This window comes from Streptomyces sp. NPDC058685 (genome assembly GCF_042714725.1).
GTDB lineage: Bacteria > Actinomycetota > Actinomycetes > Streptomycetales > Streptomycetaceae > Streptomyces.
Window position 1 is genome coordinate 155,467 of sequence record NZ_JBHXSL010000003.1, and the last position, 22,957, is coordinate 178,423.

General features: G+C 71.8%; 21 protein-coding genes and 1 riboswitch. Of the genes, 12 read left to right on the top strand and 9 right to left on the bottom strand.

Features of this window, described 5'->3' with window-relative positions; translation table 11 throughout:
• Positions 1–39 precede the first annotated feature (39 nt).
• The 3 genes from ACFWU3_RS03875 to ACFWU3_RS03885 all read left to right on the top strand — a co-directional run bounded on the left by ACFWU3_RS03875 (position 40) and on the right by ACFWU3_RS03885 (position 4,510).
• On the top strand, positions 40–2,133 hold the full coding sequence (locus ACFWU3_RS03875; protein ID WP_384430636.1) for an alpha-galactosidase: 2,094 nt from the start codon (positions 40–42) through the stop codon (positions 2,131–2,133).
• Positions 2,134–2,448: 315 nt separating this feature from the next.
• A riboswitch (cyclic di-AMP (ydaO/yuaA leader) is annotated at positions 2,449–2,601 on the top strand.
• 4 nt (positions 2,602–2,605) lie between these two features.
• The gene (locus ACFWU3_RS03880; protein WP_384430639.1) at positions 2,606–3,556 is read left to right on the top strand and encodes a peptidoglycan DD-metalloendopeptidase family protein; all 951 of its coding nucleotides are present in this window, start codon (positions 2,606–2,608) and stop codon (positions 3,554–3,556) included.
• Positions 3,557–3,718: 162 nt separating this feature from the next.
• Positions 3,719–4,510, top strand: a complete 792-nt coding sequence (locus ACFWU3_RS03885) for an SGNH/GDSL hydrolase family protein (protein ID WP_384430642.1) — start codon at positions 3,719–3,721, stop codon at positions 4,508–4,510.
• 19 nt (positions 4,511–4,529) lie between these two features.
• On the opposite strand, the gene ACFWU3_RS03890 is transcribed toward ACFWU3_RS03885, so the two are convergent.
• The 5 genes from ACFWU3_RS03890 to ACFWU3_RS03910 all read right to left on the bottom strand — a co-directional run bounded on the left by ACFWU3_RS03890 (position 4,530) and on the right by ACFWU3_RS03910 (position 9,755).
• On the bottom strand, positions 4,530–5,384 hold the full coding sequence (locus ACFWU3_RS03890) for an STM4011 family radical SAM protein (protein WP_384430645.1): 855 nt from the start codon (positions 5,382–5,384) through the stop codon (positions 4,530–4,532).
• A 7-nt stretch (positions 5,385–5,391) separates the two neighbouring features.
• Positions 5,392–6,729, bottom strand: coding sequence for an STM4012 family radical SAM protein (locus ACFWU3_RS03895; protein WP_384430647.1), 1,338 nt, complete (start codon positions 6,727–6,729; stop codon positions 5,392–5,394).
• The gene (locus tag ACFWU3_RS03900) at positions 6,726–7,535 is read right to left on the bottom strand and encodes an STM4013/SEN3800 family hydrolase (RefSeq protein ID WP_384430650.1); all 810 of its coding nucleotides are present in this window, start codon (positions 7,533–7,535) and stop codon (positions 6,726–6,728) included. Before ACFWU3_RS03900 ends, ACFWU3_RS03895 begins: the two co-directional genes overlap by 4 nt.
• Positions 7,536–7,668: 133 nt before the next feature.
• A complete protein-coding gene (locus tag ACFWU3_RS03905) occupies positions 7,669–8,808 on the bottom strand; it encodes an STM4014 family protein (RefSeq protein ID WP_384430652.1) in 1,140 nt (379 codons plus the stop codon).
• 5 nt (positions 8,809–8,813) lie between these two features.
• Positions 8,814–9,755 (bottom strand): STM4015 family protein, encoded by a 942-nt coding sequence (locus tag ACFWU3_RS03910; RefSeq protein WP_384430655.1) that lies wholly within the window; start codon positions 9,753–9,755, stop codon positions 8,814–8,816.
• Between the two features lie 245 nt (positions 9,756–10,000).
• Between ACFWU3_RS03910 and ACFWU3_RS03915 the strand changes: the two genes are divergently transcribed.
• Positions 10,001–10,327: a hypothetical protein gene (locus ACFWU3_RS03915; protein WP_384430658.1), complete on the top strand. Its 327-nt coding sequence runs from the start codon at positions 10,001–10,003 to the stop codon at positions 10,325–10,327.
• A gap of 101 nt (positions 10,328–10,428) precedes the next feature.
• On the top strand, positions 10,429–11,478 hold the full coding sequence (locus tag ACFWU3_RS03920; protein ID WP_384430661.1) for a DUF6745 domain-containing protein: 1,050 nt from the start codon (positions 10,429–10,431) through the stop codon (positions 11,476–11,478).
• Positions 11,479–11,549: 71 nt separating this feature from the next.
• On the opposite strand, the gene ACFWU3_RS03925 is transcribed toward ACFWU3_RS03920, so the two are convergent.
• From ACFWU3_RS03925 to ACFWU3_RS03940, 4 genes are all read right to left on the bottom strand, one after another.
• Positions 11,550–12,407: a carbohydrate kinase family protein gene (locus ACFWU3_RS03925; protein ID WP_384430664.1), complete on the bottom strand. Its 858-nt coding sequence runs from the start codon at positions 12,405–12,407 to the stop codon at positions 11,550–11,552.
• A 207-nt stretch (positions 12,408–12,614) separates the two neighbouring features.
• The gene (locus ACFWU3_RS03930; protein WP_384430667.1) at positions 12,615–13,235 is read right to left on the bottom strand and encodes a TetR/AcrR family transcriptional regulator; all 621 of its coding nucleotides are present in this window, start codon (positions 13,233–13,235) and stop codon (positions 12,615–12,617) included.
• Positions 13,236–13,361: 126 nt separating this feature from the next.
• A complete protein-coding gene (locus tag ACFWU3_RS03935; RefSeq protein ID WP_384430670.1) occupies positions 13,362–14,540 on the bottom strand; it encodes a Glu/Leu/Phe/Val dehydrogenase dimerization domain-containing protein in 1,179 nt (392 codons plus the stop codon).
• Positions 14,537–16,453 (bottom strand): thiamine pyrophosphate-dependent enzyme, encoded by a 1,917-nt coding sequence (locus ACFWU3_RS03940; protein ID WP_384430674.1) that lies wholly within the window; start codon positions 16,451–16,453, stop codon positions 14,537–14,539. The genes ACFWU3_RS03935 and ACFWU3_RS03940 overlap by 4 nt, the downstream gene beginning before the upstream one ends.
• A gap of 557 nt (positions 16,454–17,010) precedes the next feature.
• Between ACFWU3_RS03940 and ACFWU3_RS03945 the strand changes: the two genes are divergently transcribed.
• The 7 genes from ACFWU3_RS03945 (at position 17,011) to ACFWU3_RS03975 (ending at position 22,932) form a co-directional block, all read left to right on the top strand.
• The gene (locus ACFWU3_RS03945; protein ID WP_384430677.1) at positions 17,011–17,451 is read left to right on the top strand and encodes a PPOX class F420-dependent oxidoreductase; all 441 of its coding nucleotides are present in this window, start codon (positions 17,011–17,013) and stop codon (positions 17,449–17,451) included.
• 91 nt (positions 17,452–17,542) lie between these two features.
• Positions 17,543–18,784 carry an MBL fold metallo-hydrolase gene (locus tag ACFWU3_RS03950; protein ID WP_384430680.1) on the top strand — a complete coding sequence of 414 codons (1,242 nt, stop codon included), beginning with the start codon at positions 17,543–17,545 and terminating at the stop codon, positions 18,782–18,784.
• 279 nt (positions 18,785–19,063) lie between these two features.
• Positions 19,064–20,953 carry a sensor histidine kinase gene (locus ACFWU3_RS03955; protein WP_384430683.1) on the top strand — a complete coding sequence of 630 codons (1,890 nt, stop codon included), beginning with the start codon at positions 19,064–19,066 and terminating at the stop codon, positions 20,951–20,953.
• A gap of 6 nt (positions 20,954–20,959) precedes the next feature.
• Entirely contained in the window at positions 20,960–21,394 is a 435-nt protein-coding gene (locus ACFWU3_RS03960) for a roadblock/LC7 domain-containing protein (RefSeq protein ID WP_352208772.1), read from the top strand.
• 2 nt (positions 21,395–21,396) lie between these two features.
• Positions 21,397–21,768, top strand: coding sequence for a DUF742 domain-containing protein (locus tag ACFWU3_RS03965; RefSeq protein WP_327678133.1), 372 nt, complete (start codon positions 21,397–21,399; stop codon positions 21,766–21,768).
• On the top strand, positions 21,746–22,360 hold the full coding sequence (locus ACFWU3_RS03970) for an ATP/GTP-binding protein (protein WP_384430688.1): 615 nt from the start codon (positions 21,746–21,748) through the stop codon (positions 22,358–22,360). Before ACFWU3_RS03965 ends, ACFWU3_RS03970 begins: the two co-directional genes overlap by 23 nt.
• A complete protein-coding gene (locus tag ACFWU3_RS03975; RefSeq protein WP_384430691.1) occupies positions 22,357–22,932 on the top strand; it encodes a GAF domain-containing protein in 576 nt (191 codons plus the stop codon). The genes ACFWU3_RS03970 and ACFWU3_RS03975 overlap by 4 nt, the downstream gene beginning before the upstream one ends.
• The last annotated feature ends 25 nt before the right edge of the window (positions 22,933–22,957 follow it).

The window sequence follows — 22,957 nt, forward strand, 5'->3', positions numbered from 1 at the left end:
GCGGGCCTGTGCGGACCTGTGAGTATCTGAGGGGTCGGGATGATCGAGAGCGTTGGCAAGGGTCGTACGTGGGTTCTCTCCGGACCGACGAGCAGTTATGCGCTGCACCTCACGGACGGCGACGAGCTGTTGCATCTCCACTGGGGGCCACGCATATCCGGTGTGGACGCGGAGGCGCTCGCGGACCGGGGGCTGCCGCCCTACTGGCCGTTCGAGTCCCCGCTCGACGGGCACGAGGAGTACCCCGTCGAGGGTGGCCCCCGGTTCGTCCGCCCCTCTCTCTCCGTCCGCACGCCCCAGGTGCGCGGCACCGAGTGGGCCTTCGCCGATGCCTCGGCGGACGGCGACGAGCTGCGGCTGCGCTTCACGGACGCCGTGCACGGGCTCGGCCTCACTCTCCACCACCGCATGCACGACGACGCCGATGTGATCGAGCGCTGGGTGACGGTCGCCCATGAAGGCGACGGGCCCGATCTGGAGCTGCTGCGGGCCGACGCGGCCACCTGGACGCTGCCGCAGCGCGACGCCTGGCGGCTGAGCCAGCTCCACGGGCGGTGGGCGGCCGAGTCCCTGCTCGTACGGTCCCCGCTCACCTACGGCGAGAAGGTGCTCGGCAGCCGCCGCGGACACACCGGCCACCAGCACCTTCCCTGGGTCGCGCTCGACGCGGACGGAGCGACCGAAGAACACGGCGAGGTCTACGGCTGCGCGCTCGGCTGGTCCGGGTCCTGGCGCATCAGCGTCCAGCAGCTGCCCGACGGCCTGGTGCAGATCACGGGCGGGGCCGGCTATGACGACTCCGGACTGCTGAAGCTCGCTCCCGGGCAGAGCTACACCTCTCCCGTCTTCGCCGGCCTGTGGAGCGCCGAGGGGTTCGGCGGCGCCAGCCGTGCCTGGCACTCGTGGCAGCGCGCGCGAGTGATCCCGGACGCCGCCGCCGACCGGCCCGTGCTCTACAACTCCTGGGAGGCCACCAACTTCGACATCTCGGAGGACCAGCAGCGCGCGCTCGCCCGGCGGGCCGCGGACATGGGCGTCGAGCTGTTCGTGGTCGACGACGCCTGGTTCGGGCAGCGGACGAGTGACCGCGCCGGCCTCGGCGACTGGACCCCCAACCCGGACCGCTTCCCGAAGGGCCTGCGGCCGCTCGCGGACGAAGTGCACGAGCTGGGCATGCAGTTCGGCATCTGGGTCGAGCCGGAGATGGTCAACGCCGACAGCGATCTCTATCGCGCGCATCCCGACTGGGTGCAGTACCACCCGGGCCGGACCAGGACCGAGCTCCGCAATCAGCTGGTCCTGAACCTCGCCCGCAAGGACGTGCAGGACTACCTGTGGGAGCAGTTGCACACGCTGCTCGGCAGCGCACCGATCGACTATGTGAAGTGGGACTTCAACCGCTGCTTCACGGACGCCGGCTGGCCCGGTGAGGACTATCCGCAGCGGCTGTGGGTGGAACACGTCGATGCCCTCTACGCGCTCCTGGAGCGGCTGCGGGCCGCTCACCCGGGTGTGGCGTTCGAGTCCTGCTCCGGCGGCGGCGGCCGGATCGATCTGGGGATCCTCTCCCGCACCGACCAGGTGTGGACCTCGGACAACACCGACCCGCTGGACCGGCTCGCCATCCAGGACGGCTTCACCCAGATCCACCCCGCGCGGGTGATGGCCGCCTGGGTCACCGACAGCCCCAACGTCCAGCTCAACGGGCGATTCAGCAGCCTGCGCTTCCGCTTCGTGAGCGCGATGGCGGGGGTGCTCGGGGTCGGCGGCGACCTGACCGAGTGGACCGAGGAGGAGCTGGCCGAGGCGCGCGACTGGGTGGAGCTCTACAAGAAGATCAGGCCGGTCGTGCAGCACGGAGACCTGTACCGGCTGCGGGCACCGGAGGGCGGGCTCAGTGCCGTGCAGTACCTGCGCGGGGACGAGACCGTCGTCCTCGCCTGGCTCCAGGCGCAGCACTACGGCGAGCAGCCGCCGCGGCTGAGGCTGCGCGGCCTCGACCCGGCCGCGGCCTACGAGTGCCAGGACACCGCGCAGGTGCACCGGGGATCGGTGCTGCTGCACCACGGGCTGCAGACCGGGCTGAAGGGTGACATGGACGCCACGGTGATCAGGTTGCGGCGAATTGGCTGATACCGCTCACCATTCTTTGCATCTGGGTTTTCTGTCCGAATTGAACTGTTCGCCATAGCCTGCCCCATCTGGAATGGAGATGGGAAAAGGCTCGTGAGCAGGATCTCATTCGTGACGGACCGTGGCTGATCCACCGGCCAGAAGTGCGACACCAGAAGGAAGTTGACGCTCCTTCGTCCACGGAGTGTGACCGGAATTTCCCGTCCGATATGCATGTGGCCCGTGATCGGAAAAAGAGGTGGCTTGTTCCCGTCCGCAATGCTCGCTTACGGTCACGGAAATCCGGACGGACCGCCTAATCCTGCCGCCGACCGGAATACCCACCCACCCACGTGTGGCAGGAGCGGGGGACCCAGGTAGTACGCCGTCCGGTGCTCCGGACGGCTCGGGGTGAAGTCACGCAGCCATGTGACCGGGCATCTCCAGCCCGAACCCGACAGCTCACCTCGCCGGCGCCGGAGAGGAATGCGCCATGCCCGGAAAGGGTAAGCACCGCCGTCCCAAGTCCCGTTCTCTCTCCCGCGGTTTCGTCGCCGCGGGTACCGGTGGCGCAGCCATCGCCCTCCCGCTGATGGGTGCGGCAGGCGCTCACGCCGCGGACAAGGCCGCTCCCGCCGCGGCCCCCGCGGTCGCACCGCAGAAGGCAGCCGCCGCTCCGGCCTCCTCCACCGCGCAGAAGCCCGCCGCCCCCACGTCGTACCGCGTCGTCGCCGGTGACTATCTGTCCAAGATCGCGGCCGAGCACGACGTCCGTGGCGGCTGGCAGAAGCTGTACGCGGACAACCGTGCCGCCGTCGGCGACGACCCCGCGCTGATCCACCCGGGACTCAAGCTCACCATCGGCGCCAAGGCCGAGGGTCAGCCCGCCGAGAAGCCGGCGCGGAAGGCCGCGCCCGCGAAGCCGAAGACCTCGGACAGCGAGGACCGCGCCTCCCGCAGCGAGTCCCGCCAGAGCGACACGGCCGCCAAGGCCTCGACGAGCGACTCGGCCGAGTCCGCCCCGCAGGAGAACGCCTCCGGCTACTCCGCGCCGCTGGACTCCGCCGCCGTCACGACCCCCTACCGTGCCTCCGGCGCCATGTGGTCCAGCGGCTACCACACCGGTGTCGACTTCGCCGCGTCCACCGGCACCACGGTCAAGTCCGTGGGCCCGGGCAGCGTCGTCTCCGCCGGGTGGAGTGGTGCGTACGGCAACGAGGTCGTCATCCAGCACACCGACGGCACCTACTCCCAGTACGCCCACCTCTCGTCGCTGACCGTCTCCGCGGGCCAGAACGTGAGCGGCGGACAGCAGATCGGCCTCTCCGGCTCCACGGGCAACTCCAGCGGTCCGCACCTGCACTTCGAGATCCGCACCGGCCCGAGCTACGGCTCGGACATGGACCCGGTGTCGTACCTGCGCCAGCACGGCGTTTCTCTCTGACGCGCCGATAACGCCCGAATCCCCTCGTACCGCCTGTTCGCGGTGCGGGGGGATTCGGCGTATTCCGTGCTTGTCGAAACTTGACCGGTGGCAAACATCACGCACCGTCAACCCCTCCTTACGGTCGCGTAGGTCACACCCGTAAGGACAGGATGAGTCCTTGTGGCAGACGATTCGAGAACAGACGAAACAGGCGCAATCGGGTCGTACGCGGCGATCGGTGACAGCTTCACCGAAGGCGTCGGAGACCCGGGACCGGACGGGGCGTTCGTCGGCTGGGCGGACCGGTTCGCGGTCCTGCTCGACGACCGGATGCCCGAACACACCTTCCGCTACGCCAACCTCGCCGTGCGCGGCCGGCTGCTCGACCAGATCGTCGCGGAGCAGGTGCCGCGGGCGCAGGAACTCGCCCCGGACCTGGTGACGTTCTGCGCCGGCGGCAACGACATCATCCGCCCGGGCAGCGACCCCGACGACGTGGCCGAACGCTTCGAGCGGGCCGTCGCCGACCTCACCGGCGCGGTCGGAACGGTGATGGTCACCACCGGCTTCGACACCCGCGGTGTGCCGGTGCTGCGCCATCTGCGCGGCAAGATCGCCACGTACACGGCCCATGTCCGCGCCATCGCCGACCGCTACGACTGTCCCGTGCTCGACCTGTGGTCGCTCAAGTCGGTGCAGGACAGGCGGGCGTGGGACGGCGACCGGCTGCACCTGTCGCCCGAGGGGCACACCCGGGTGGCCCTGCGCGCCGCCCAGGTCCTCGGGCTCGACGTGCCCGCCGACCCGGACCAGGAGTGGCCGCTCCTGCCGCCGCGCGCTCCCTTCGAGGTGCGCCGGGACAACGTCCAGTGGGCACGCGAGCACCTGGTGCCGTGGATCGGCCGCAGGCTGCGCGGCGAGAGCTCGGGCGACCATGTCGAGGCGAAGCGGCCGGACCTGCTGCCGCTGTGAGGCGGGCGGTGGGGAACGGCTACCGGGCGGCCGGCCGGGCCGGGATCCGCTCCAGCACCCCGCCGGCGAACACGTCGTACAACGGCAACGACTCCAGGTGGACATAGCCGATGTGGCAGTCGCAGACGGCCAGCGGGCAGGCGCGGGGGCGCAGCGCCTGCCGGTAGCTGCCGTCGTAGAGGTTCCCGAGCTCGTCCGGGACGAAGTGGCAGCGCCGTACCGTGCCGTCGCCGTCGACCGAGACGACCGATTCGCCCGTCCGGCAGGGCAGCCCGGCCGAGCGGTGCGGATGGCGGCTGTAGGCGAACAGCGGGTCGAGCTCGCTCCACTCGGCGGCCTCGGCATCGGTGCAGGTGCGGCCCTCCGCCGCGTTCACCCAGAGATAGACATGGTCCGGCAGCTCGGCGCGGAGCCGGCGGGCGGGCTCCAGGTGCTCGGGGAAGCCGACGATGCCGACGCTGAAGCGGACCCCGCGCGCGGCCAGATCCCGGCACTTGCCGAGGAAACGGTCGTACGGTGTCTGGCCCGGGTGGTAGGTGCACCAGAGCGCCAGGGTGTCCGGGTCCGCGTCCGCGAGCCAGTCGGTGCGGCAGCTCAGGTTGGTCTGGATCGCCACCCGCCGGACCTGCGGCAGCCGGGACAGATCGACGAGCGCCCTGCGGTACCAGGAACGGACCAGGCCCTCGCCCCAGGGCGTGAACAGCACCGACAGACGGTCGTCGGTCTGCTCGGACACCCATCCGGCGAAGCGTTCCAGAGCTGCCCGGTCCGCACGCAGCTGCTCGGCGCTGTCCCGCCGCTTGGCGAACGGACAGTAGGGACAGTCGTAGTCGCACGAGGCGAGCGGGCCCCGGTAGAGAAGGGTCAGATCCATGTGCCGCTCACTTCGGTTCGTACGCGGCCATGGCGGCGCGCACGGCCGGTGAGAAGAGCTCCGGACCGAGCGCGTCCGAGTGCGCCAGGCCCTCGGCGCTGAGCCTCAGCCGGTCCGGTGCCGCGGCTTCGTCGAGCCAGCCGAGCGAACCGAACCGCTCCAGCTCCGCCCCGAAGTCGTCGGCAGGGTGGTGCCCGAACCGCTGCCGGTACCCCTCCACGTCCATGCCCTCCGCCTGGAGAAGCGACTGGAGCAGATGGCGTCGCCGGGCCTCGGACTCGTCGATCCGGCGGCCGACCTCGGCACGGCCGAAGTCCTCGGTGGCCGTGTAGTCGTCGATGATGCCGCGGACCTGGTGCATGTCCACGGCGTAGTCGAAGGAGTAGTGCAGGGCGGAGGTGTAGGAGCGGGCGCCGGAGCCGAGGCCGACCATGCCGTCGGTCTGGCAGGCGTAGTCGTCCGCGCCCTGCCCGGGCGCACCCCCGCGGCGGAACATCCGCATCGACACCTGCTCGTATCCCTCGGCGAGGAGATGGTCACGGCCCTCGCGGTACAGCTCCAGCCGCTGGGTGTCCCATGCCTCGTCACTGCCCGCCGCCCGACGGCCCAGACCCGTGAGCGGTCTGACGTACAGCGGGTAGAGATACAGCTCCTCCGGTTCCCAGGCGAGCGCGGCGTCCAGCGAATGGCGCCAGGTCGCCGGGGTCTGGCCTGCTATGCCGTAGATCAGGTCGATGTTGAGGACGGGGATGCGGGCGTCGCGGATCCGGGACAGCGCGGACTCCACGTCCGCGCGGCGCTGCGGGCGGACGGCGGCGCGGGCCTCCTGGTCGTCGAAGCTCTGTACGCCGACGCTGAGCCGGGTGGCACCACGGTCGGCGAGGACGGCGAGCCGGTCCGCGGTCGCGGTGGCCGGAGAAGTCTCCACGGACAGCGGGACGGCGCGCAGGTCGACGCCGGTCCTCTTCTCGGCGATGTCGCACAACCGGTCCAGCTCGCCGGCGGTGAGGAAGGTGGGGGTGCCACCACCGAAGGCCGCGGCGGCGAAGCGCACCGGATCCCGGTCCCCGAGCGCGTCCCGGACAGCGGACGCCTGGCGGTCCAGCGCGTCGAGATAGCGGGTGCTCAGCTCGTCGGGAGCACCGATCCGGGTGAAGAGATTGCAGAAGCCGCAGCGGACCTCGCAGAACGGTATGTGCAGATAGAGGGAGAGCGCGTCCTTGCGCTCCGCCGACCACAGCTCGCGCAGCGAGGGCCGGTCGGGGAGCGGACGGTACGCCGTCTTGTGCGGATAGGCGTAGACATAACTCTGGTACGGGCGTGGGCGGTTCAGCGGTGGGCTCATGCGTCGGCCCCTTCGAGGAAGAAGTGGGCGTACGGCACGGTCCAGACGGCCTCATGACCGAGACGATGACCGGTGTAGCCGTCGTCCCCGTAAGCGGTGCCGTGGTCGGAGCAGACGACGGCGAAGCAGCGCCGGCGGCTGCGCACGGCGGCGAACAGCCGGCCGATGTGACGGTCGATGTACTCCAGGGCTGCCGCGTGGGTCTCCCGCGTGTCGCCCGACTCCCGGGTGGCGCCCGGGAGATGGAACCAGTTGGGCTGGTGCAGCGAGGGGACGTTGACGAACAGGAACAGGCGCTGCTCGTGGGCGAGGCCGGCGACGATCTGCTCGGCACGCGTCACCTGCGCCTCGAAGGAGGTGGGCGAGGCGACCCCGAACTCCGGCTCCCAGTGGCTCTCCTGGAACAACTGAGGGAGGACGGAGCCCAGCGGGCCCTGCTTGTTGAAGAAGCCCACGCCGCCGACGCAGACCGTGCGGTACCCGGCCTGCGCCAGACCGGAGACCAGGTCGGGGGTGTCGAAGACGTAGGTCCTGGGTGCGGTCGTCTCACTGCCCGCGAAGCGTGCGGCGAACAGCCGCGGATGCGGTCCCGGCGCGGCCGGCGTCGGTAGGAACCCAGCGAAGATCGCCTGGTGGGAGGCGTAGGTGAAGCTGCCCGGTGCGTGCCGCTGCTGCCAGCGCCCGCCGGGCAGATGCCGGGCCAGATGGGGAATGCGGCCGGCGGCCGCGAGCTCGACGGCGACGTCGAAACGCAGCGTGTCGAGGGTGATGAGGAGCAGGTCGTCGCGCCCGACGACCTCGTTCATGTCCGGGTCCGTGTCTGACGCCGGTGCCGGTGCCGGTGCCGGGGCTGGGGTTGCGGCCACGGGTGCCGTTGCCGGGTGCGGGGCCTGTGCCGGGTTCGGGTGCGGGGCCCCGGCTGTCGGGTCGGCGGAGGTGTCAGGCGGTGGCACGGTGCACGTTCCTTCTTCTGCCGGGATCGGCGGCTCTGTGTATGGCGGCGATCTGCGCCGCGTAGGTGTCCTGGCCCTCGGCCCCGCTGCCCGGCAGACCGGTGAGGCCCGGCAGCAGGTCGCCGAAGGCATTGACCTCGCCGACGGCGAAGCGGCGCCATCCGGTGGTGGGGAGCACATCGACGCCCACCCGCAGCGAGCCGGGGAAACAGGCCGCGGCCCGCTCGCCCAGCTCCAGCATGCCGGTCCAACTGCCGCCCGCGGCCTCCGTCGCGGCGCGGGCCGCCGCCAGATCCCCGCGTGCTCCGCCGAGATGGAGATTGGTCATGGGGGAGCGGCTCGTTCTGACGACCGCGTGGGTGGCGCGGCCCGCGACGACGACCACCCGCAGGTCGGCCGACCTGCCGCGCTGCGAGGCTTTGGGCACCCAGCGTTCGATGTGCAGACCGTCCGGCGCGAGGGCGTCGACGAGCGCCGCCACCTCTCGCTCGGTCGCATAGCGGCGCACACGCAGGGAGTTGAAGAGTCGGCCCTGATCGTCCCGCTCCACGGAGGTGGTGGCCTGTACCCGGCCGCCGCCTGCCGTCTCCACGGCGAGCACGCCCGACGCCGAGGATCCGTGGGCGAGTTTGACGAACATCCGGCGCAACCCGGGGCTCTCCAGGGCGCGGACGTCATCCCAGCCCCGCACCCTCGGTGCGGAGTCGCCGGACGTGGGCGAGTCGGGCACCGGAACCCCGGCTTCCCGCAACACCCCGTGACAGCGCCGCTTGTCGAACAGCACCGCCAACTCGTCCGGGTCGTCCAGCAGCGTCGCTCCGGCATCTCCCGTCAGCTCCGCCACGGACCTGGCGGCCCGCACGAACCGCTCGTACCAGCGGGCCGTACCCTCGACCCTCGCCGCGTCGTCCATGCCCCGCAGCTCCCGGTCCACCAGCGGATCCTCGCCGGGCGACTCGATGCGAACCCACTCACCGGGGAGGAACCGTGCCCGGCCGCGCAGCACGTCGAGCCACGGCACGGCGCGCACATCGGCCAGTCCGCCGGCACGCGCCGCCTCCTGGAACAGCGTGACGCGGCGGTTGCCGGGAATACCGACCACGGCGAGCCGCGGCGAGGGCCGCACCGGTGTCACTCCGCCACGGCCGTGTAGCGGTCCTCCCGGCCTTCCGCGCTCTCGTCCTCGGACAGGTCGACCTCCACGCCGTCCGCCCCGAACGCACCGGCCAGCCGGTCGGCCATCGGCTTGCTGATGAAGTGGTGATGCAGATCGAGCTTCTTCAGATGCGAGAGCGGCTGCCCGTTCAGCAGGGCTTCGGCGCCCTCGTCGCCCAGCGTGCCCATCGAGAGATCGAGGGTCTCCAGCCGTGCGACGACCGGGGCGCCGGCCACCGCCACGGCGACCTCGTCCTGTATCTCGCTGTTGCGCAGGGCCAGATACTTCAGGGAAGGAAGCCGGGTGCCCGCGAGGATCGGTTCCAGGTCGGACACATCGGCGTTCGCTCCGTACCAGGAGGTGCCGAGCCAGAGGTCGAGGTGCTCCAGCGAGGGCAGATCACTCGCTGCCACACCGCGCACCACGGCCGCGTCCAGCCCGCCCGCCTCGATGGTGAGCGACCGGAGCTTCTCGTGCCGCACGGCGGGGAAGACCAGGCCCTGACCGCCGCGCACCCCGAATTCCAGCAGCTCGGGAAAGGCGTCGAGCAGAAGCGTCACCTGGCCCTGGTTGATCCAGGAGATCTCGCACTCCTCGTACGCGATGTCGCCGACGAACAGCGCCCGCAGCCGCGGAAGTCGGTCGCACGCCTCGACCAGCGCCGAGACGATGGGCTCCGGACCGGATTCGAAGGCCTCGCTCCACGGCCCGACGATCAGCGCCCGCACCTGCGTGGTGTCCACCGCGCCGAGGAAGCGGGCGAAGGCCTCCTCCCACTCCTCCTCGCTGTCGTACGAGTCGACCGCTATCCGCCACGCCACACAAGGCACGCTCGGCAGTTCGGCCTTCGACCCGGCGTCGGGGAAGTCGAACACGGGCAGGCCGTGCAGCTCCTGCAGATGCTCCGAAATGGTCATGCGGGCTCCAGACACCGGACGGTGCGGTCGGGACGGCGTACATCGCTGACGAGCAGAGTTCTACCAAGCCGCACTGACAACGCTCTCCGCGGGGCCGGTCCGACTGCGGCCGCCCTGCCCGACGAGGTTGGGTCCGACCGGGCCCGATCGCCGTGCGGCGGCCGGTCCGGGCGGCGTTGTCAGACCTTGCCTCTAGCGTCGGTATCAGCTTCGGCGCACTCGGCGCCGGGAGTGAGGGGAGAGCCATGTACCGGCAGGGAGATGTGCTGATCGTGCCCGTCGCGGAGGAGGCTGTGCCGCCGCACATCCCGGGCACTCCCGGTGAGGCGCGGGACGGGAGGGGGCGGCTCGTCCTCGCGCTCGGCGAGGTGACGGGGCACGCTCACGCGGTCACCGGGCCCGGCCGGCTGGTGCGTGAACCGGGGCCGTTCGGCCCGATGGTCCTCCAACTGCCGGAGGGCGGCCGGGTGGTGCACGAGGAGCACGCGGCGATCACGCTCCCGAAGGGCTGGTACCGCGTCGTGCGCCAGCGCGAATACCTGCCGGGCGCGGTGCGCATCGTCGCGGACTGAGCGACGAGCCGGACCCACAGACACAGACACAGACACGCAGTCACACAGACACGCAGGCACTGAGAATCAGCGAGACGGCCGGACAGGGGACGGGGAAGAACATGCAGGACGTGGACATGTGGCGGGCCGTGGCGACGGCCACCGGCCCGGCGGACCGGGCGGCGGCCGAGGAGGGGCTGCGCGTCGCCTACCGCACCGCGGGGCTCGCGGAACCGGAGCGGATCATCTGGGCCGCCTCGCCCCGGTCGGGCGTGAGCGAGGTGCGTGCCCTCCAGGGCGCCGGACGCTCCGTCCGCGACGAGGTGCGCACCAGGCCCTGGGCCGAGGAACGCCGCCGTGTCCACGACGAGTTGGGCCCGGCGGGCTGGACGGAGCTGTGGAGCGTGACCGGCGCCCGGCTCTGGGACGGCACCCGCGCGCTCGCCGAGCGGATACGGACAGGCGTGGTGGACGATCTCCTCGCCGGAGAGCCGGCCGAGGCGCCCGCGGACCCGGCGCCGCGGGGCGCCGCGACGCGGGCAGCCGAGACCGCGATACGGCTGATCCTGCTGGACGCCGTGCTCGGACAGCACGACGCGGCCTGGCTGGCCGCCTTCGACGGCCGCAGCGAGCGCCTCGATGGGCTGGCCCGTGTCGCACGTCAGGCATGCTGGTGGTGGCCGTTCGAGAAGGCGGTGGTGATCTGCGAACGGCCCGTCGAACTGCACCGTGACGAGGCGGGCCGCCTCGACCACGGCGAAGGACCCGCGCTCGCCTTCTCCGACGGATTCGCTCTCCACGCATGGCGGGGCATGCCCGTGCCCGCCGCGTTCCTGCGGGAACTCTCCTCGCTCGCACCCCAGCGCATACGCACCGAGGAGAACGCGGAACTGCGCCGGGTGATGCTCGAGTACTACGGCTACGACCGCTACCTCGCGGAGTCGGACGCCCAGCCCGTGCACACCGACGAGACCGGCACGCTGTGGCGGATCGCGTTGACCGACGACGAGGACGTGGTGATGGTCGAGGTGCTCAACTCCACCCCGGAGCCGGACGGCACGCACCGCACCTACTGGCTGAGGGTGCCGCCCACGACCCGGACCGCGAGGGAAGGCGTGGCCTGGACCTTCGGCCTCGCGGAGGAGGCGTACGAACCGCTGCTGCAGACCTGAGCGGGAGCGGACATGGCAAGACCGGACCCGGCCGGGTCAGCCCCGCGACCCGGCTCAGGCCCCCGGTCTGCTCAGACCTGCGCCGCTCGGATCTGTTCCTGGCCGATCAGCGCGGTGCTGCCCTCGCCCGTACAGGCGTGGGCGCCGGCGAGCGCTCCGAGCCGGGCGCACTCCTCCAGGTCGCGTCCGCCCAGCCGGCCGTAGAGGAAGCCGCTGACGTAGGCGTCTCCGGCGCCGTTGGAGTCGACCACGCGGCCCGGCGGAGCGACGGCCGGCACGGGGCGCGGCGTGCTGCTGCCGTCGCGGGTGAGGAGATAGGAGCCGCCGGCCCCGGCCGTCGCGACCACGGCCTGCGCGCGGCCGTCGCGCAGGATCTCGCGCATCACGGTCGCGATGCGCTCACCGGCGCCCGCGGCGCTGAGGAAGACGAGATCCGAACGCAGCGCGAACTCCCGCTGGTGGTCCGACAGTCCGTCCCAGTCGTGCAGATCGGTGGAGACGGGGACACCGAGTTCCTCGATGTCGTCGAAGAGGAACCGGGCGAAGTTCACGATCGACAGATGGACATGGCGGGCCCGCCGCAGATGAGGGAGGTAGGCATCGCGCGGCATCCGCAGATCGGCGGGGTCGCGGCCGTCGTAGAACGACATGCGGTGACCCGACGGATCGACCAGATTGACCGCCCGGCGGGTTCCGGTGGGGGATATCAGCGCTTCGAACGAGACATCGCCGGCGGCCAGGCGTTCCCGGACCTGGCGGCCCGGCCAGTCGTCGCCTATGTAGTCGAGGAGGGTGACGTTCAGACCCAGGGCCCGGCAGCCCAGGGCCACGTTTCCACCGGTGTGGCCGGGCCATTCGAGGATGGGGCCCACACCGAGCGAGTCGGACAGCGGTACCGGCAGCGTGTCGACACGGACGACCGTGTCCACACCGGTGCCACCGATGACGAGTACGTCGGGGGGTGTAACGGAGGGAGGCGCATCGGGGGAGGGCGAGGGAAGAGGGGCGGCATGTTCCGTCTGGCGCTGCGACAGGTGCGACACAGTTGCCCAGTATGGCTGTTGGGACTCCTGTGGTGCAGGCGATGACCGGTCAGTGGGAGGAGTTGCAGGTCCAACCGGTGCGGGATCGCCCGGTCAGCGGGTGGCGGCTGCGAGTTCCGCGCGCTCCAGGCCGAGTTCACGGGCGAGCGCCTCGTCGGTCCACTCCAGCATCGCGGCCCGGGACAGCGAACCGCCGTACGACGTCATCTGTACGGCGAGACCGTCCAGGAACGCGGTCAGCCGCCACGCCGCGGCTGCCGGATCGTCGCAGGGGAACTCGCCCTCGGCAGCGCCCTGAGCGATGACCTCGGTCAGAGCGGCCTTCCACTGCTGGTCGAGGTCACGGGCGACCTCGCGGAGTGCGGGCTCGCGCAGCGACGCGGCCCAGCTCTCGATCCACAGCCGCCAGCCCTTGGCGGTGCCGGTGGGCGCGTACCACCGGACGGCAGAACGCAGTCGGCGCACCGCGGTCGTGCGGCGGCCCAACAGCTTGCGCAGATGGGCCAGATCGCTGTCGGCGGCATGCGTGAACGCCGCCGCGACGAGCTTCTCCTTCGTCGAGAAGTGGTACAGAACCAGCGCGTTGCTCACTCCGAGGGACGCGGCCACATCGGCGATGCGCACGGCCGCGACGCCGCGCTCCTCGATCTGCGCGACGGCAGCACCGAGAAGCTCCTCTCGTCGCTCCGCCACGCTCAACCGGACTCTTGCCACGTTCTCACCCTACACAGCCGATCTTGGTGGGAGCCATGGATGTGCGTCCGCGCAGGCCGCCGACGGCGACCGGCCGGGGGGCTCACCGTCGGTGCCGCCGTCGGCGGGCCCTGCTGTCAGCTGCTGTCAGCGGTACCAGCCGAAGCGTTCGGCGATGACCGGCAGCCGGTCGGCGACGATGGCGTGCGCGGCCGCCCGCGGGGTGGTGCCGTCCGCCTCCGCCCGCGCCAGCATCTGGCCGATCAGCTCGCGCATCGACCGCCGGGTGTAAGCGAACGCCTCATCCGCATCGGCCTCGATGTCGCCGAACAGGGTCCACCACCACCAGGCGTTGGTGCCGGAGTTGACCACCACGTCCGGCAGCACGGTGACGCCCCGCCGGGCGAGCAGCTCCTCCGCCTCCTGGAGCACCGGCATGTTCGCCGCCTCCACGATCCACGAGGCGGTGATCTGCGCCTGGTTGGCCGTGTCGATCGCATACGAGACCGCGGCGGGCACCAGCACCTCGGCATCGACCGACAGCCAGGCGTCGCCCGGCAGTTCGAGATCCTCCGGTCGAAGTGCCGTCCGGTCGACGGTGCCGTAGGAGTCCCGTGCGGCGAGGAGCGCGTCGACGTCCAGGCCGTCCGGGTTGGCGACCGTGCCCTTGATGTCGGCGACAGCCACGATCCTCAGACCGGCGCGCGCGAGGAACCGCGCCGTGGCTCCGCCCATCGTGCCGAGTCCCTGCACGGACACCCGCGTGCCCTCGTGGGCGACGCCCGCGCGATCGAGCGCCACCAGGACCGACTCGGCGACACCGCAGCCGCCGACCAGTTCGTCGAGTCCGATGCCGTCGACCTCGACGGCGAAGGCGTCCGCGAGCCGCCGGCGGGCCGTGGCCTCGTCGTCCAGCAGGTGGTACACGGCTTGGATGGAGGAGACCAGCCCCGCCTCCGACGCGGCGCGGTCGACGATGTCCTGCGTCAGCCCGAGGTCCTCGCCGGTGGTCCACATCGCCTCGACGTACGGGCGCACGGCCCGCAGATAACGGACGAGGATGCCGTACGCGCGCGGGTCCTGCGGATCGCAGTCGATGCCGCCCTTCGCGCCGCCGAGGGGGATGTACTTCCCGTCCGGGTTGTAGTGCAGGGCCTCCTTCATGGTCATCCCACGGGCGAGACCCGCCACCTCGTCGAGCGTGCAGCCCTCCCGCATCCGCAGACCGCCGCTGGAGACTCCGCGCACGAGCCGGTCGATCACCAGATGGCCCTGGCGGCCGGTGACATGGTCGGTCCAGGTGAGCGAGAGCACGGGTGCGGTCATCGAGAGGTCTCCTCGGGAACGGTGATCACAGTGGGACCGGGCGTGGCGAACGCGCGGGTGAGCGCGGCGGCCAGCGCCTCGGGAGTGGTGGCGGATGTGCCGTGCCCGCCGTATGCCCGGGTGATGCCGGCCAGATCGACGGGCGCGAGGTCGACGGCGGCGGGGGTGTCGCCGCGGGCGGCCATGTCGTCACGGATCTCGCCGTAGCCGCCGTTGTCGAACACGACGACCGGCAGGGCCAGTCGGAGCTGAGCCGCGGTGGCGAGTTCCTGGATCGAGAACTGGAGTCCGCCGTCCCCGCTGAGTGCGAGGACCTGGCGGTCGGGATGGGCGCATTTCGCGCCGATCGCCGCGGGCAGTGCGTAGCCGAGGGTGCCGAAGCCCGTGGGATGCAGATAGCGGGCGTCGGGGCCGATCGGCAGGTGGGGGAGCGCGCCGTAGTAGCAGCACTGGGCGCTGTCGGAGGTGATGACGGCGTCGTCGTCGAGCACGGACCGGATGGCGTCGAGGTAGGGCAGCCAGCGGGCGTCGCGCTCCCGGGTCTCGCCGTCGCGGGCGACCCGCAGTTCGGCGACGGCGGCGACGCCGGTCCGGTGTTCGGCCATCCCCGGCCGGTGTTCGGCGTCGGCCCCCGGCTCGTGGCCGGCGGCGGCCCTCCCGGACCCGCGTTCCGCGACGACGTCGGCGTCGGCCCCCGGGCCCGAAGTGTCGGTCACGGCGCCCGGCCCCGCGACGACCGGCCCTCCGCCGGCCCAGGACCCGGTGCCGCGCCTGCCCTCGGCCGCGTCTGCCTCGCCCGCGTCCGGGCCGCTCCCGTCGCCCCTGACCAGTCGCAGTTCGACCGACCGGGGCGAGGTCTCCGCTCCACCGCCGCCCGTGGCCAGACGCAGGGACGGGGCCGCCGGACGCCCGCTCCGGCCACCGCGGCACGCACCCAGCAGCGCCGACACGATCTCCCGAGCGTCGCCCACGAGCGGGATGTGCGCCGGGATGCCGGCGTACATCTGGGCCGGGTCCAGGTCGACCCGCACCAGCGTTCCGCCGAGCGGCACGGGCTCGGACCACAGGTCCGACTCGGCCAGTTCGGTGCCCACGGCCAGCACCACATCGCAGTCCGCCAGCCACTTCTGGACGGCGGGGCTGTGCAACGACACACCGAGGGACAGCGGATGGGACTCGTCCACGATGCCCTTGCCGTTGGCCGTGGTGACCACGGGTGCGGCCAACTCCTCGACCAGGGAGCACAGTTCGCTCGCGGCCCCGCGGGCGCCGCCACCCAGCACCAGCGCGGGGCGGCCGGCGGTCCGCAAGGCCTCGCCGGCCCGGGCGAGTTGCTCGGACCGGGGAGCCGCCGGCCGTACGGGCGGGGAGAGGCGCAGGGGTGCGACGGGCTCCGCGGACTCCAGCAGATCCAGCGGGATCTCGATGTGCACGGGCCGCGGCCGCTCGGTGGCGAACAGTGTGAACGCCCGGGCCACCGCCGCACCGATCTCGTCCACCGTCGACACCCGGTGGCTGAACGCCGCGACTCCGCGCAGCGCTTCCGTCTGGCTGCGCATCTCGTGCAGCAGCCCGGTCGCCTGACGCGGATGCCGCAGCGGCATGCCGGGGGAGACCACGAGCAGCGGCACGCTGTCGGAGTAGGCCTGGCCGACCGCGGCCGCGATGTTCAGCAGGGCGGGCCCGGTGGTGGTGATCGCGACCCCGGGCCGCCCGGTGACCCGTGCGTAGCCGTCCGCCGCGTATCCCGCGCCCTGCTCGTGGCGCGGGGTCACATGGGCGATGCCGTAGGCGGCGAGATGCCGGTAGATCTCGAGGTTGTGGGTGCCGGGGACGCCGAAGGCCCGGACGGTGCCGTGCAGGGCCAGCGCGCGGACGACCGCCTCGCCGCCGGTCAGGGGCATGGCTGACATGTCACATGCCCCCCGCGCTGATCAACCGCATGATGTCCGAGATGCTCCCCTCGGTCCCCGCCGCCCCGGCCCCGGGCAACCGCCGATCCGCCGGATGACGGGGTGAGTGACTCCGTCCGCCGGGCACTGGTCCCGCTGTCCAGGTGCAGTATGCAGCTTTTGCGGGTGCGGCGAGTGGCGCCCGGCACCCCTCGGCCAGAGCGCCCCGGCCCTCCCGTGGCCGGATCCGGTCGGGTGTGAGCGCACGTCCGGGCCCGGCGGTGCGGGGCCCGCCGGTCGTGTGCGGGACCGGCTCCGCGGGGAGCTCCGGCATGCTGCCTCCAGGCGTGACAGGAAACCTCTAACTGAACCGCCAGTCAGTATCTGAACCGCCGGGGCCCGCTGTCAACATGATCGCCGTGCGGTTGCTCGCACGGGTCCGGGCCAGGGGCGCACGCGTGGCGCCGGCCCGTGGGGGAGGCGCGATCCGGAACCGGAGCGCCGGGCGGACAGCGAGGTGGGGGAAGAGACAAGGGACCTTCAGGAACACCGGAAGGGGGGCGTGCGTTGCCTTGGTCATGACGGAATCCGACGCGCGACAGGAATCCCTGCTCCAGCTGGTCTCCGACCATGACGGAGGAGTGCTGGTCACCCTCAAGAAGGACGGACGGCCCCAGCTGTCGAACGTGAACCACGCCTATGACCCGCGGGAGCGGACCATCCGGGTGTCGATCACGGACGACCGGGCCAAGACCAGGAACCTGAGGCGCGACCCCCGCGCGTCGTACCACGTCACGAGCCCCGACCGGTGGGCGTGGACCGTGGTCGAGGGCACCGCGGAGCTGTCCGCGGTCGCGGCCGATCCCCACGACGACACCGTCGAGGAGCTGATCCGCCTCTACCGCGACGTCCAGGGCGAGCACCCGGACTGGGACGACTACCGTCGCGCGATGGTCCGCGACCGGCGTCTGGTGATGAGGCTGCGCGTCGAGCGCGCCTACGGCCAGCCCCGCGGGTGAGCGGACCCGATGCTTCCGCGTCGGCGAATCACCCTCCCCTGCCGACGCACCCCGCGCACATAATGGAAAGACCCCGACATCAGGAGGTGCCGTGACCGGCGCTGGTTCCCCCCACACGCTGAGATCCCGGCTGCGTGCGCTGCGCCCCGCCGCGTTCGGCGCCGACCCCGCCGGAGAGCGGATGGAGCGGATCCGCCGCTCACCGAACTTCTCGGACGGCACGTTCCAGAACCCGGTGGGAGCCCGGACGAGGCCGTCCGGTGGCTCCATGGTCGAGTTCGCCAAGATCTACTTCCAGAAGGAGGCGCGGGCCCACCGGTCGCCGGTCGGCCAGGTGCCGCTGCACGCCACCACGCTGAAGGACCTGGAGCACCCGCCGGTCTCCGGGCTGCGCCTGACCTGGGTGGGGCACTCCAGTGTGCTCGCCGAGATCGACGGACGCCGGGTGCTCTTCGACCCGGTCTGGGGCAATCGCTGCTCGCCGTTCGCCTTCGCCGGACCCAAGCGGCTGCACCCCGTGCCCCTGCCGATCGCCTCGCTCGGTCCCGTCGACGTCGTCGTGATCTCCCACGATCACTACGACCACCTCGACATGCCCTCCATCAAGGCCCTGGCCTCCACCGACACCGTCTTCGCGGTGCCGCTCGGCGTCGGTGCGCACCTCGAGCGCTGGGGCGTCACCGCCGACCGGCTGCGCGAGCTGGACTGGAACGAGACGACCGAGGTGGCGGGCATCCGGCTCACGGCCACCCCGGCCCGGCACTTCTGCGGCCGCGGCATCCGCAACCAGCAGCACACCCTCTGGGCGTCCTGGGCGGTCGCGGGCCCCGAGCACCGGATCTACCACAGCGGCGACACCGGGTACTTCCCCGGCTTCAAGGACATCGGCGCCGAGCACGGGCCCTTCGACGCCACCATGATCCAGATCGGCGCGTACAGCGAGTACTGGCCCGACATCCACATGACGCCCGCCGAGGGCATGCGCGCCCATCTCGACCTCCAGGGCGGCGAGCCGTCCGGCGTCATGCTGCCCATCCACTGGGGCACGTTCAATCTCGCGCCCCACCCGTGGGCCGAGCCGGGCGAGGACACCGTCGCGGCCGCCGCGGAGGCGGGGGCGCGGCTCGCGCTGCCGCGCCCGGGAGAGCCCTTCGAGCCGACCACGGAGCACGTTCCCGTCGAGCCGTGGTGGCGGTCGGCGGCGACCGCGCCCGCCGGTGGATGGTCCGTCCATCCCCGCCCGGACGGCACCCGCGCGGACGGCGGTCCCGCGGAGCAGGGCGGTGGCAAGAGCGCCGGCACCGGCAGCCCGGAGGTCGCGCCCACCGGCTGACCTCCTCCGCTCCCACGCCTCTTCGGCGTCCGACCCCTGTCGTGGCCACTGCCGCGGCAGGGGTCAATGGTGCGTTGTCGCGCAGGTGTGCGATGCCTCATACCAGAGCGGGACGATTCGCGGGCAAGTTTGTCAACTGCCCGTCGCACGTGACGAACCGGCGACTACCGTGTGTGCCCGGTGATCAACGATGGGCTCATGTAGCCATTCCCGGGCCGTCGTTGAACTGCGCCGCCCCATGCACGCCGAATCCTGGGACCCCACGTACCAAGGACGCTGATGTCTCAACTACGCGCACCTGCCGCGCGGCCGGACCGCCGCGAGGGTGGGCGCCACGGCCGGCCTGCCGCCCGCTCCGCCTCGCCGGCGGGCAGGCAGCATTCCGCGCCGTCGTCGCCGGAAACCCGTATACGCCCGCAACTGCTGCGTACGGCGGTGCTGCCGGCCCTGGTCGCCGCGCTGAGCGGCGCCGCCGCGGTGATCTACACCATCCGCTCGGCCACGCCCCAGCCGTCCGGCGGCCTCTGGGCCGTGCTGACCGGCTCGGCGGCCCTCGCGATAGCGGCCGTGGCCGCCGCGGCACTCGGCGCCGACCGGATGGCCCGGTCGGTGCTCGACCGGTGCGCGGCACTGCGCCGCACCACCGCCCGCAGCCAGGCGGACCTGCGGACCGTGGTCGACCGGCTCCGCCGGGGCGAAGGCCCGCCGGCTCCCCGGCCGGCACTGCCCGCGGCCCAGCGCGGAGACGAATTCGACCTGCTCACCTACGATCTGGGCCGCTCCCACGAGGCCGCGGTCGCTGCCGTGGTGCAGGCGTCCCGGCTGTCCAGCAGCGTCGGGAACGAACAGAAGGTCGAGGTCTTCGTCAACCTCGCCCGGCGGCTCCAGTCGCTGGTCCACCGCGAGATCCAGCTCCTCGACGAGCTGGAGAACGAGGTCGAGGACCCCGAGCTGCTCAAGGGTCTCTTCCATGTCGACCACCTCGCGACCCGTATCCGCAGGCACGCGGAGAACCTCGCGGTCCTCGGCGGGGCGATCTCCCGCCGGCAGTGGTCCAACCCGGTCACCATGACCGAGGTGCTGCGCTCGGCGATCGCGGAGGTCGAGCAGTACCCGAGGGTCAAGCTGGTGCCGCCCATCGACGGCACCCTGCGCGGTCACGCCGTCGCCGACGTCATCCATCTGCTGGCCGAGCTGGTGGAGAACGCCACGCTGTACTCCGCGCCGCACACCCAGGTGCTGATGCGCGCCCAGCACGTCACGGCCGGTCTCGCCGTCGAGGTCGAGGACCGCGGACTCGGCATGCCTCTCGGTGAGCAGACCAAGATGAACGCCCTGCTCGCCGACCCCGACCAGGTCAACGTGGCACATCTGCTCCAGGACGGGCGGATCGGTCTGTTCGTCGTCTCGGCGCTGGCCCGCCGGCACGGCATCGTGGTCCGGCTCCAGTCCAACATCTACGGCGGAGTGCAGGCCACGCTCGTCCTGCCGGAAGGGCTGCTCGGCACGGAGCCGGGTGGACTCCAGCAGTCCGAGGCCACCGCCTCCACCGCGGCCGCGCCAGAGGGCGGCGGGCGCCGCCGCAAGGGGCAGCCGACCGTCACCCAGGCGACCTCGCCGCCCGCGATCCCCCGGCAGCCACAGCACCAGCAGCATCAGGCACCTCAACCACAGCAACAGCAGCATCAGGCACCTCAACCACAGCAAGAGCAGCACCACCAACCGCCCCCGCCGCAGCACCAGCCCGCCACGCCGCAGCATCAGCCGCAGCCGGCCCACGCGACACCCGGCGCCGCGGCACCCCTGCCCGTCCGGGCCGCGCACCCCGAACGCCCCAACCCCGCCGAAGCACCCCCGGGCTTCAGTGCCGGGGGAGCCGCCCCGGGCCCTCCCGCCGGCGAGACGGCCTCCGCGCCGGCCACCAGGCCCCCCGGAGTGGTGCGCGGCACCATGGGCCGGCCCCAACTGCCCAGGCGGCGCAGTCAGGAGCACATCGTTCCGCAGCTCAAGAACCCCCCACCGCCCCGCAAGGACGACGAACACGCCCTGCACGACCCCGGTCTGATGGCCGCCTTCCAGCGAGGCATCGGACTGGCCGAGGCGCAGCCCCCCGCGGATTCCGTCCGGCAGGGCGAACCGCAGCGCCACGACAACACCCCCAAGGAGTAGATGCACATGGCGAGCGATGTGCCGAACGGCCATGTCTCGGACCTCGACTGGCTGCTCAGCGGCCTGGTCCAGCGCGTGCCGTACACCCGCAACGCGGTACTGCTCTCCTCGGACGGCCTGGTGAAATCCGTGCACGGCCTGGACCACGACAGCGCCGACCACATGGCAGCCCTCGCGTCGGGTCTCTACTCCCTCGGCCGCAGCGCCGGAACGCGCTTCGGCGACGGGGGAGAGGTGCGTCAGGTGGTCGTGGAGCTCGACAGCACGCTGCTGTTCGTCTCCACCGCGGGTTCCGGGACCTGTCTGGCCGTGCTCGCGGGCCGCGAGGCGGACGCCGCCGTCCTCGGCTACGAGATGGCGATGCTGGTCAAGAGCGTCCGGCCGTACCTCACCACGCCCGCCAGACAGGCGGCCGGGGCGACCGGCGTCGCGGGGCCGTGAGCGTGCCGTCCCCCACGGACGGGCCGCTGCTCGACGACGCCGCAGGCCGCCTCATCCGCCCGTACACGGTGAGCGGCGGACGCACCCGCCCGACGGCCGCGCTGGATCTGCTCTCCCTGGTGATGGCCACCGGCACGGTGCCCCAGACGCACCTCGGGCCCGAGCACGCGACCGCGCTCGGGCTGTGCGGCGGGCCGACCTCCGTCGCCGAGATCTCGGCGCATCTGCGACTTCCCGCCGTCGTCACCAAGGTGCTGCTCTCCGATCTCGTGGACTGCGGCGCCGTGACCGCCCGGGCCCCGCGCTGCAACGACGCATCCACCGACCGCTCTCTGCTGGAGGCAGTGCTCGATGGCCTACGACGACGGCTCTGACGTGGAAGTCCTCTTTCCGACCGCGCTCAAGATCCTGATCGCGGGCGGATTCGGCGTGGGCAAGACGACCTTCGTGGGAGCGGTCAGCGAGATCGAACCGCTCAGCACGGAGGAGCTGTTGACCCAGGTCGGCGCGGCGACGGACAGACTCGACGGCATCGAGTCCAAGACCACCACCACGGTCGCCATGGACTTCGGCCGGATCACGCTCGACGAGCGCCATGTGCTGTACCTCTTCGGCACCCCGGGTCAGGAGCGCTTCTGGTTCATGTGGGACGAGCTCTCCGAAGGAGCGCTCGGCGCGGTCATCCTTGCCGACACGCGCAGACTCGAGGACTCCTTCTCCGCCGTCGACTTCTTCGAGCGGCGCGGCATTGGGTTCGTCGTCGCCGTGAACGAGTTCGACGGCGCCTACCGCTACGAGCCCGAAGAGGTGCGGGCCGCGATCGACCTCAAGCCGGAGGTGCCCGTCGTGCTGTGCGACGCGCGGATCGCCAGCTCGGGGATCGGGACCCTGGTCACCCTCGTCCAGCATCTGCTCACCACCACCGCGGTGCCGGCTCCGGCGCCGAGCTACGGAGCACCGACATGACCTACGACCCGACCGGCCATCTGCTGCTGACGCCCGTCGACCGGGAGGCGCCCGCGCGCGTCCGGCGGCTGCGCCAGCTCGGGCTCGGGGACCGGCCCGACCAGGCCTTCGACGAGTTCGCCCACAAGCTCGCGGACGTCACCGGCGCTCCGTACTCCATGGTCAACTTCATCGACGAGAACCGGCAGTTCTTCGCCGGACTGCACACCCCGGCGGGCACGCACAGCGGCAGCGATCTGGGCGCGGCGGCCGCGTCGGGCGGCGCCGAGGTCAGCCGATTCATGGCCCGTGACCACGGCTACTGCCCGCATGTCGTCGTACGGCGCAAGGCACTGGTTCTCGAAGACGTCTGCGACTACCCGCGGTTCGCCGGCAACCCGGTGGTGGACGAGATCGGCATCCGCTCCTATCTGGGCGCGCCGCTGATCGACCGTACGGGGATCGCGCTGGGCACGATCTGCGTGGTGGACACCGAGCCGCGCCCCTGGGGGAGGGCGGGGCTGGAGACCATCAAGTCCCTGGCGGCGGAGCTGGTCGACCAGATCCACCGGCGTGAGGACAGCGGTATCTAGTGCCACCTGGGCACGGCGCTGCCCG

Excerpts from the sequence above, each read along its gene's own strand:
- ACFWU3_RS03875 (WP_384430636.1), top strand. The coding sequence starts at position 40 with ATGATCGAGAGCGTTGGCAAGGGTCGTACGTGGGTTCTCTCCGGACCG.
- ACFWU3_RS03880 (WP_384430639.1), top strand. The coding sequence starts at position 2,606 with ATGCCCGGAAAGGGTAAGCACCGCCGTCCCAAGTCCCGTTCTCTCTCC.
- ACFWU3_RS03890 (WP_384430645.1), bottom strand. The coding sequence starts at position 5,384 with ATGGATCTGACCCTTCTCTACCGGGGCCCGCTCGCCTCGTGCGACTAC.
- ACFWU3_RS03895 (WP_384430647.1), bottom strand. The coding sequence starts at position 6,729 with ATGAGCCCACCGCTGAACCGCCCACGCCCGTACCAGAGTTATGTCTAC.
- ACFWU3_RS03900 (WP_384430650.1), bottom strand. The coding sequence starts at position 7,535 with ATGAACGAGGTCGTCGGGCGCGACGACCTGCTCCTCATCACCCTCGAC.
- ACFWU3_RS03910 (WP_384430655.1), bottom strand. The coding sequence starts at position 9,755 with ATGACCATTTCGGAGCATCTGCAGGAGCTGCACGGCCTGCCCGTGTTC.
- ACFWU3_RS03915 (WP_384430658.1), top strand. The coding sequence starts at position 10,001 with ATGTACCGGCAGGGAGATGTGCTGATCGTGCCCGTCGCGGAGGAGGCT.
- ACFWU3_RS03920 (WP_384430661.1), top strand. The coding sequence starts at position 10,429 with ATGCAGGACGTGGACATGTGGCGGGCCGTGGCGACGGCCACCGGCCCG.
- ACFWU3_RS03935 (WP_384430670.1), bottom strand. The coding sequence starts at position 14,540 with ATGACCGCACCCGTGCTCTCGCTCACCTGGACCGACCATGTCACCGGC.
- ACFWU3_RS03940 (WP_384430674.1), bottom strand. The coding sequence starts at position 16,453 with ATGTCAGCCATGCCCCTGACCGGCGGCGAGGCGGTCGTCCGCGCGCTG.
- ACFWU3_RS03945 (WP_384430677.1), top strand. The coding sequence starts at position 17,011 with ATGACGGAATCCGACGCGCGACAGGAATCCCTGCTCCAGCTGGTCTCC.
- ACFWU3_RS03955 (WP_384430683.1), top strand. The coding sequence starts at position 19,064 with ATGTCTCAACTACGCGCACCTGCCGCGCGGCCGGACCGCCGCGAGGGT.
- ACFWU3_RS03960 (WP_352208772.1), top strand. The coding sequence starts at position 20,960 with ATGGCGAGCGATGTGCCGAACGGCCATGTCTCGGACCTCGACTGGCTG.
- ACFWU3_RS03970 (WP_384430688.1), top strand. The coding sequence starts at position 21,746 with ATGGCCTACGACGACGGCTCTGACGTGGAAGTCCTCTTTCCGACCGCG.
- ACFWU3_RS03975 (WP_384430691.1), top strand. The coding sequence starts at position 22,357 with ATGACCTACGACCCGACCGGCCATCTGCTGCTGACGCCCGTCGACCGG.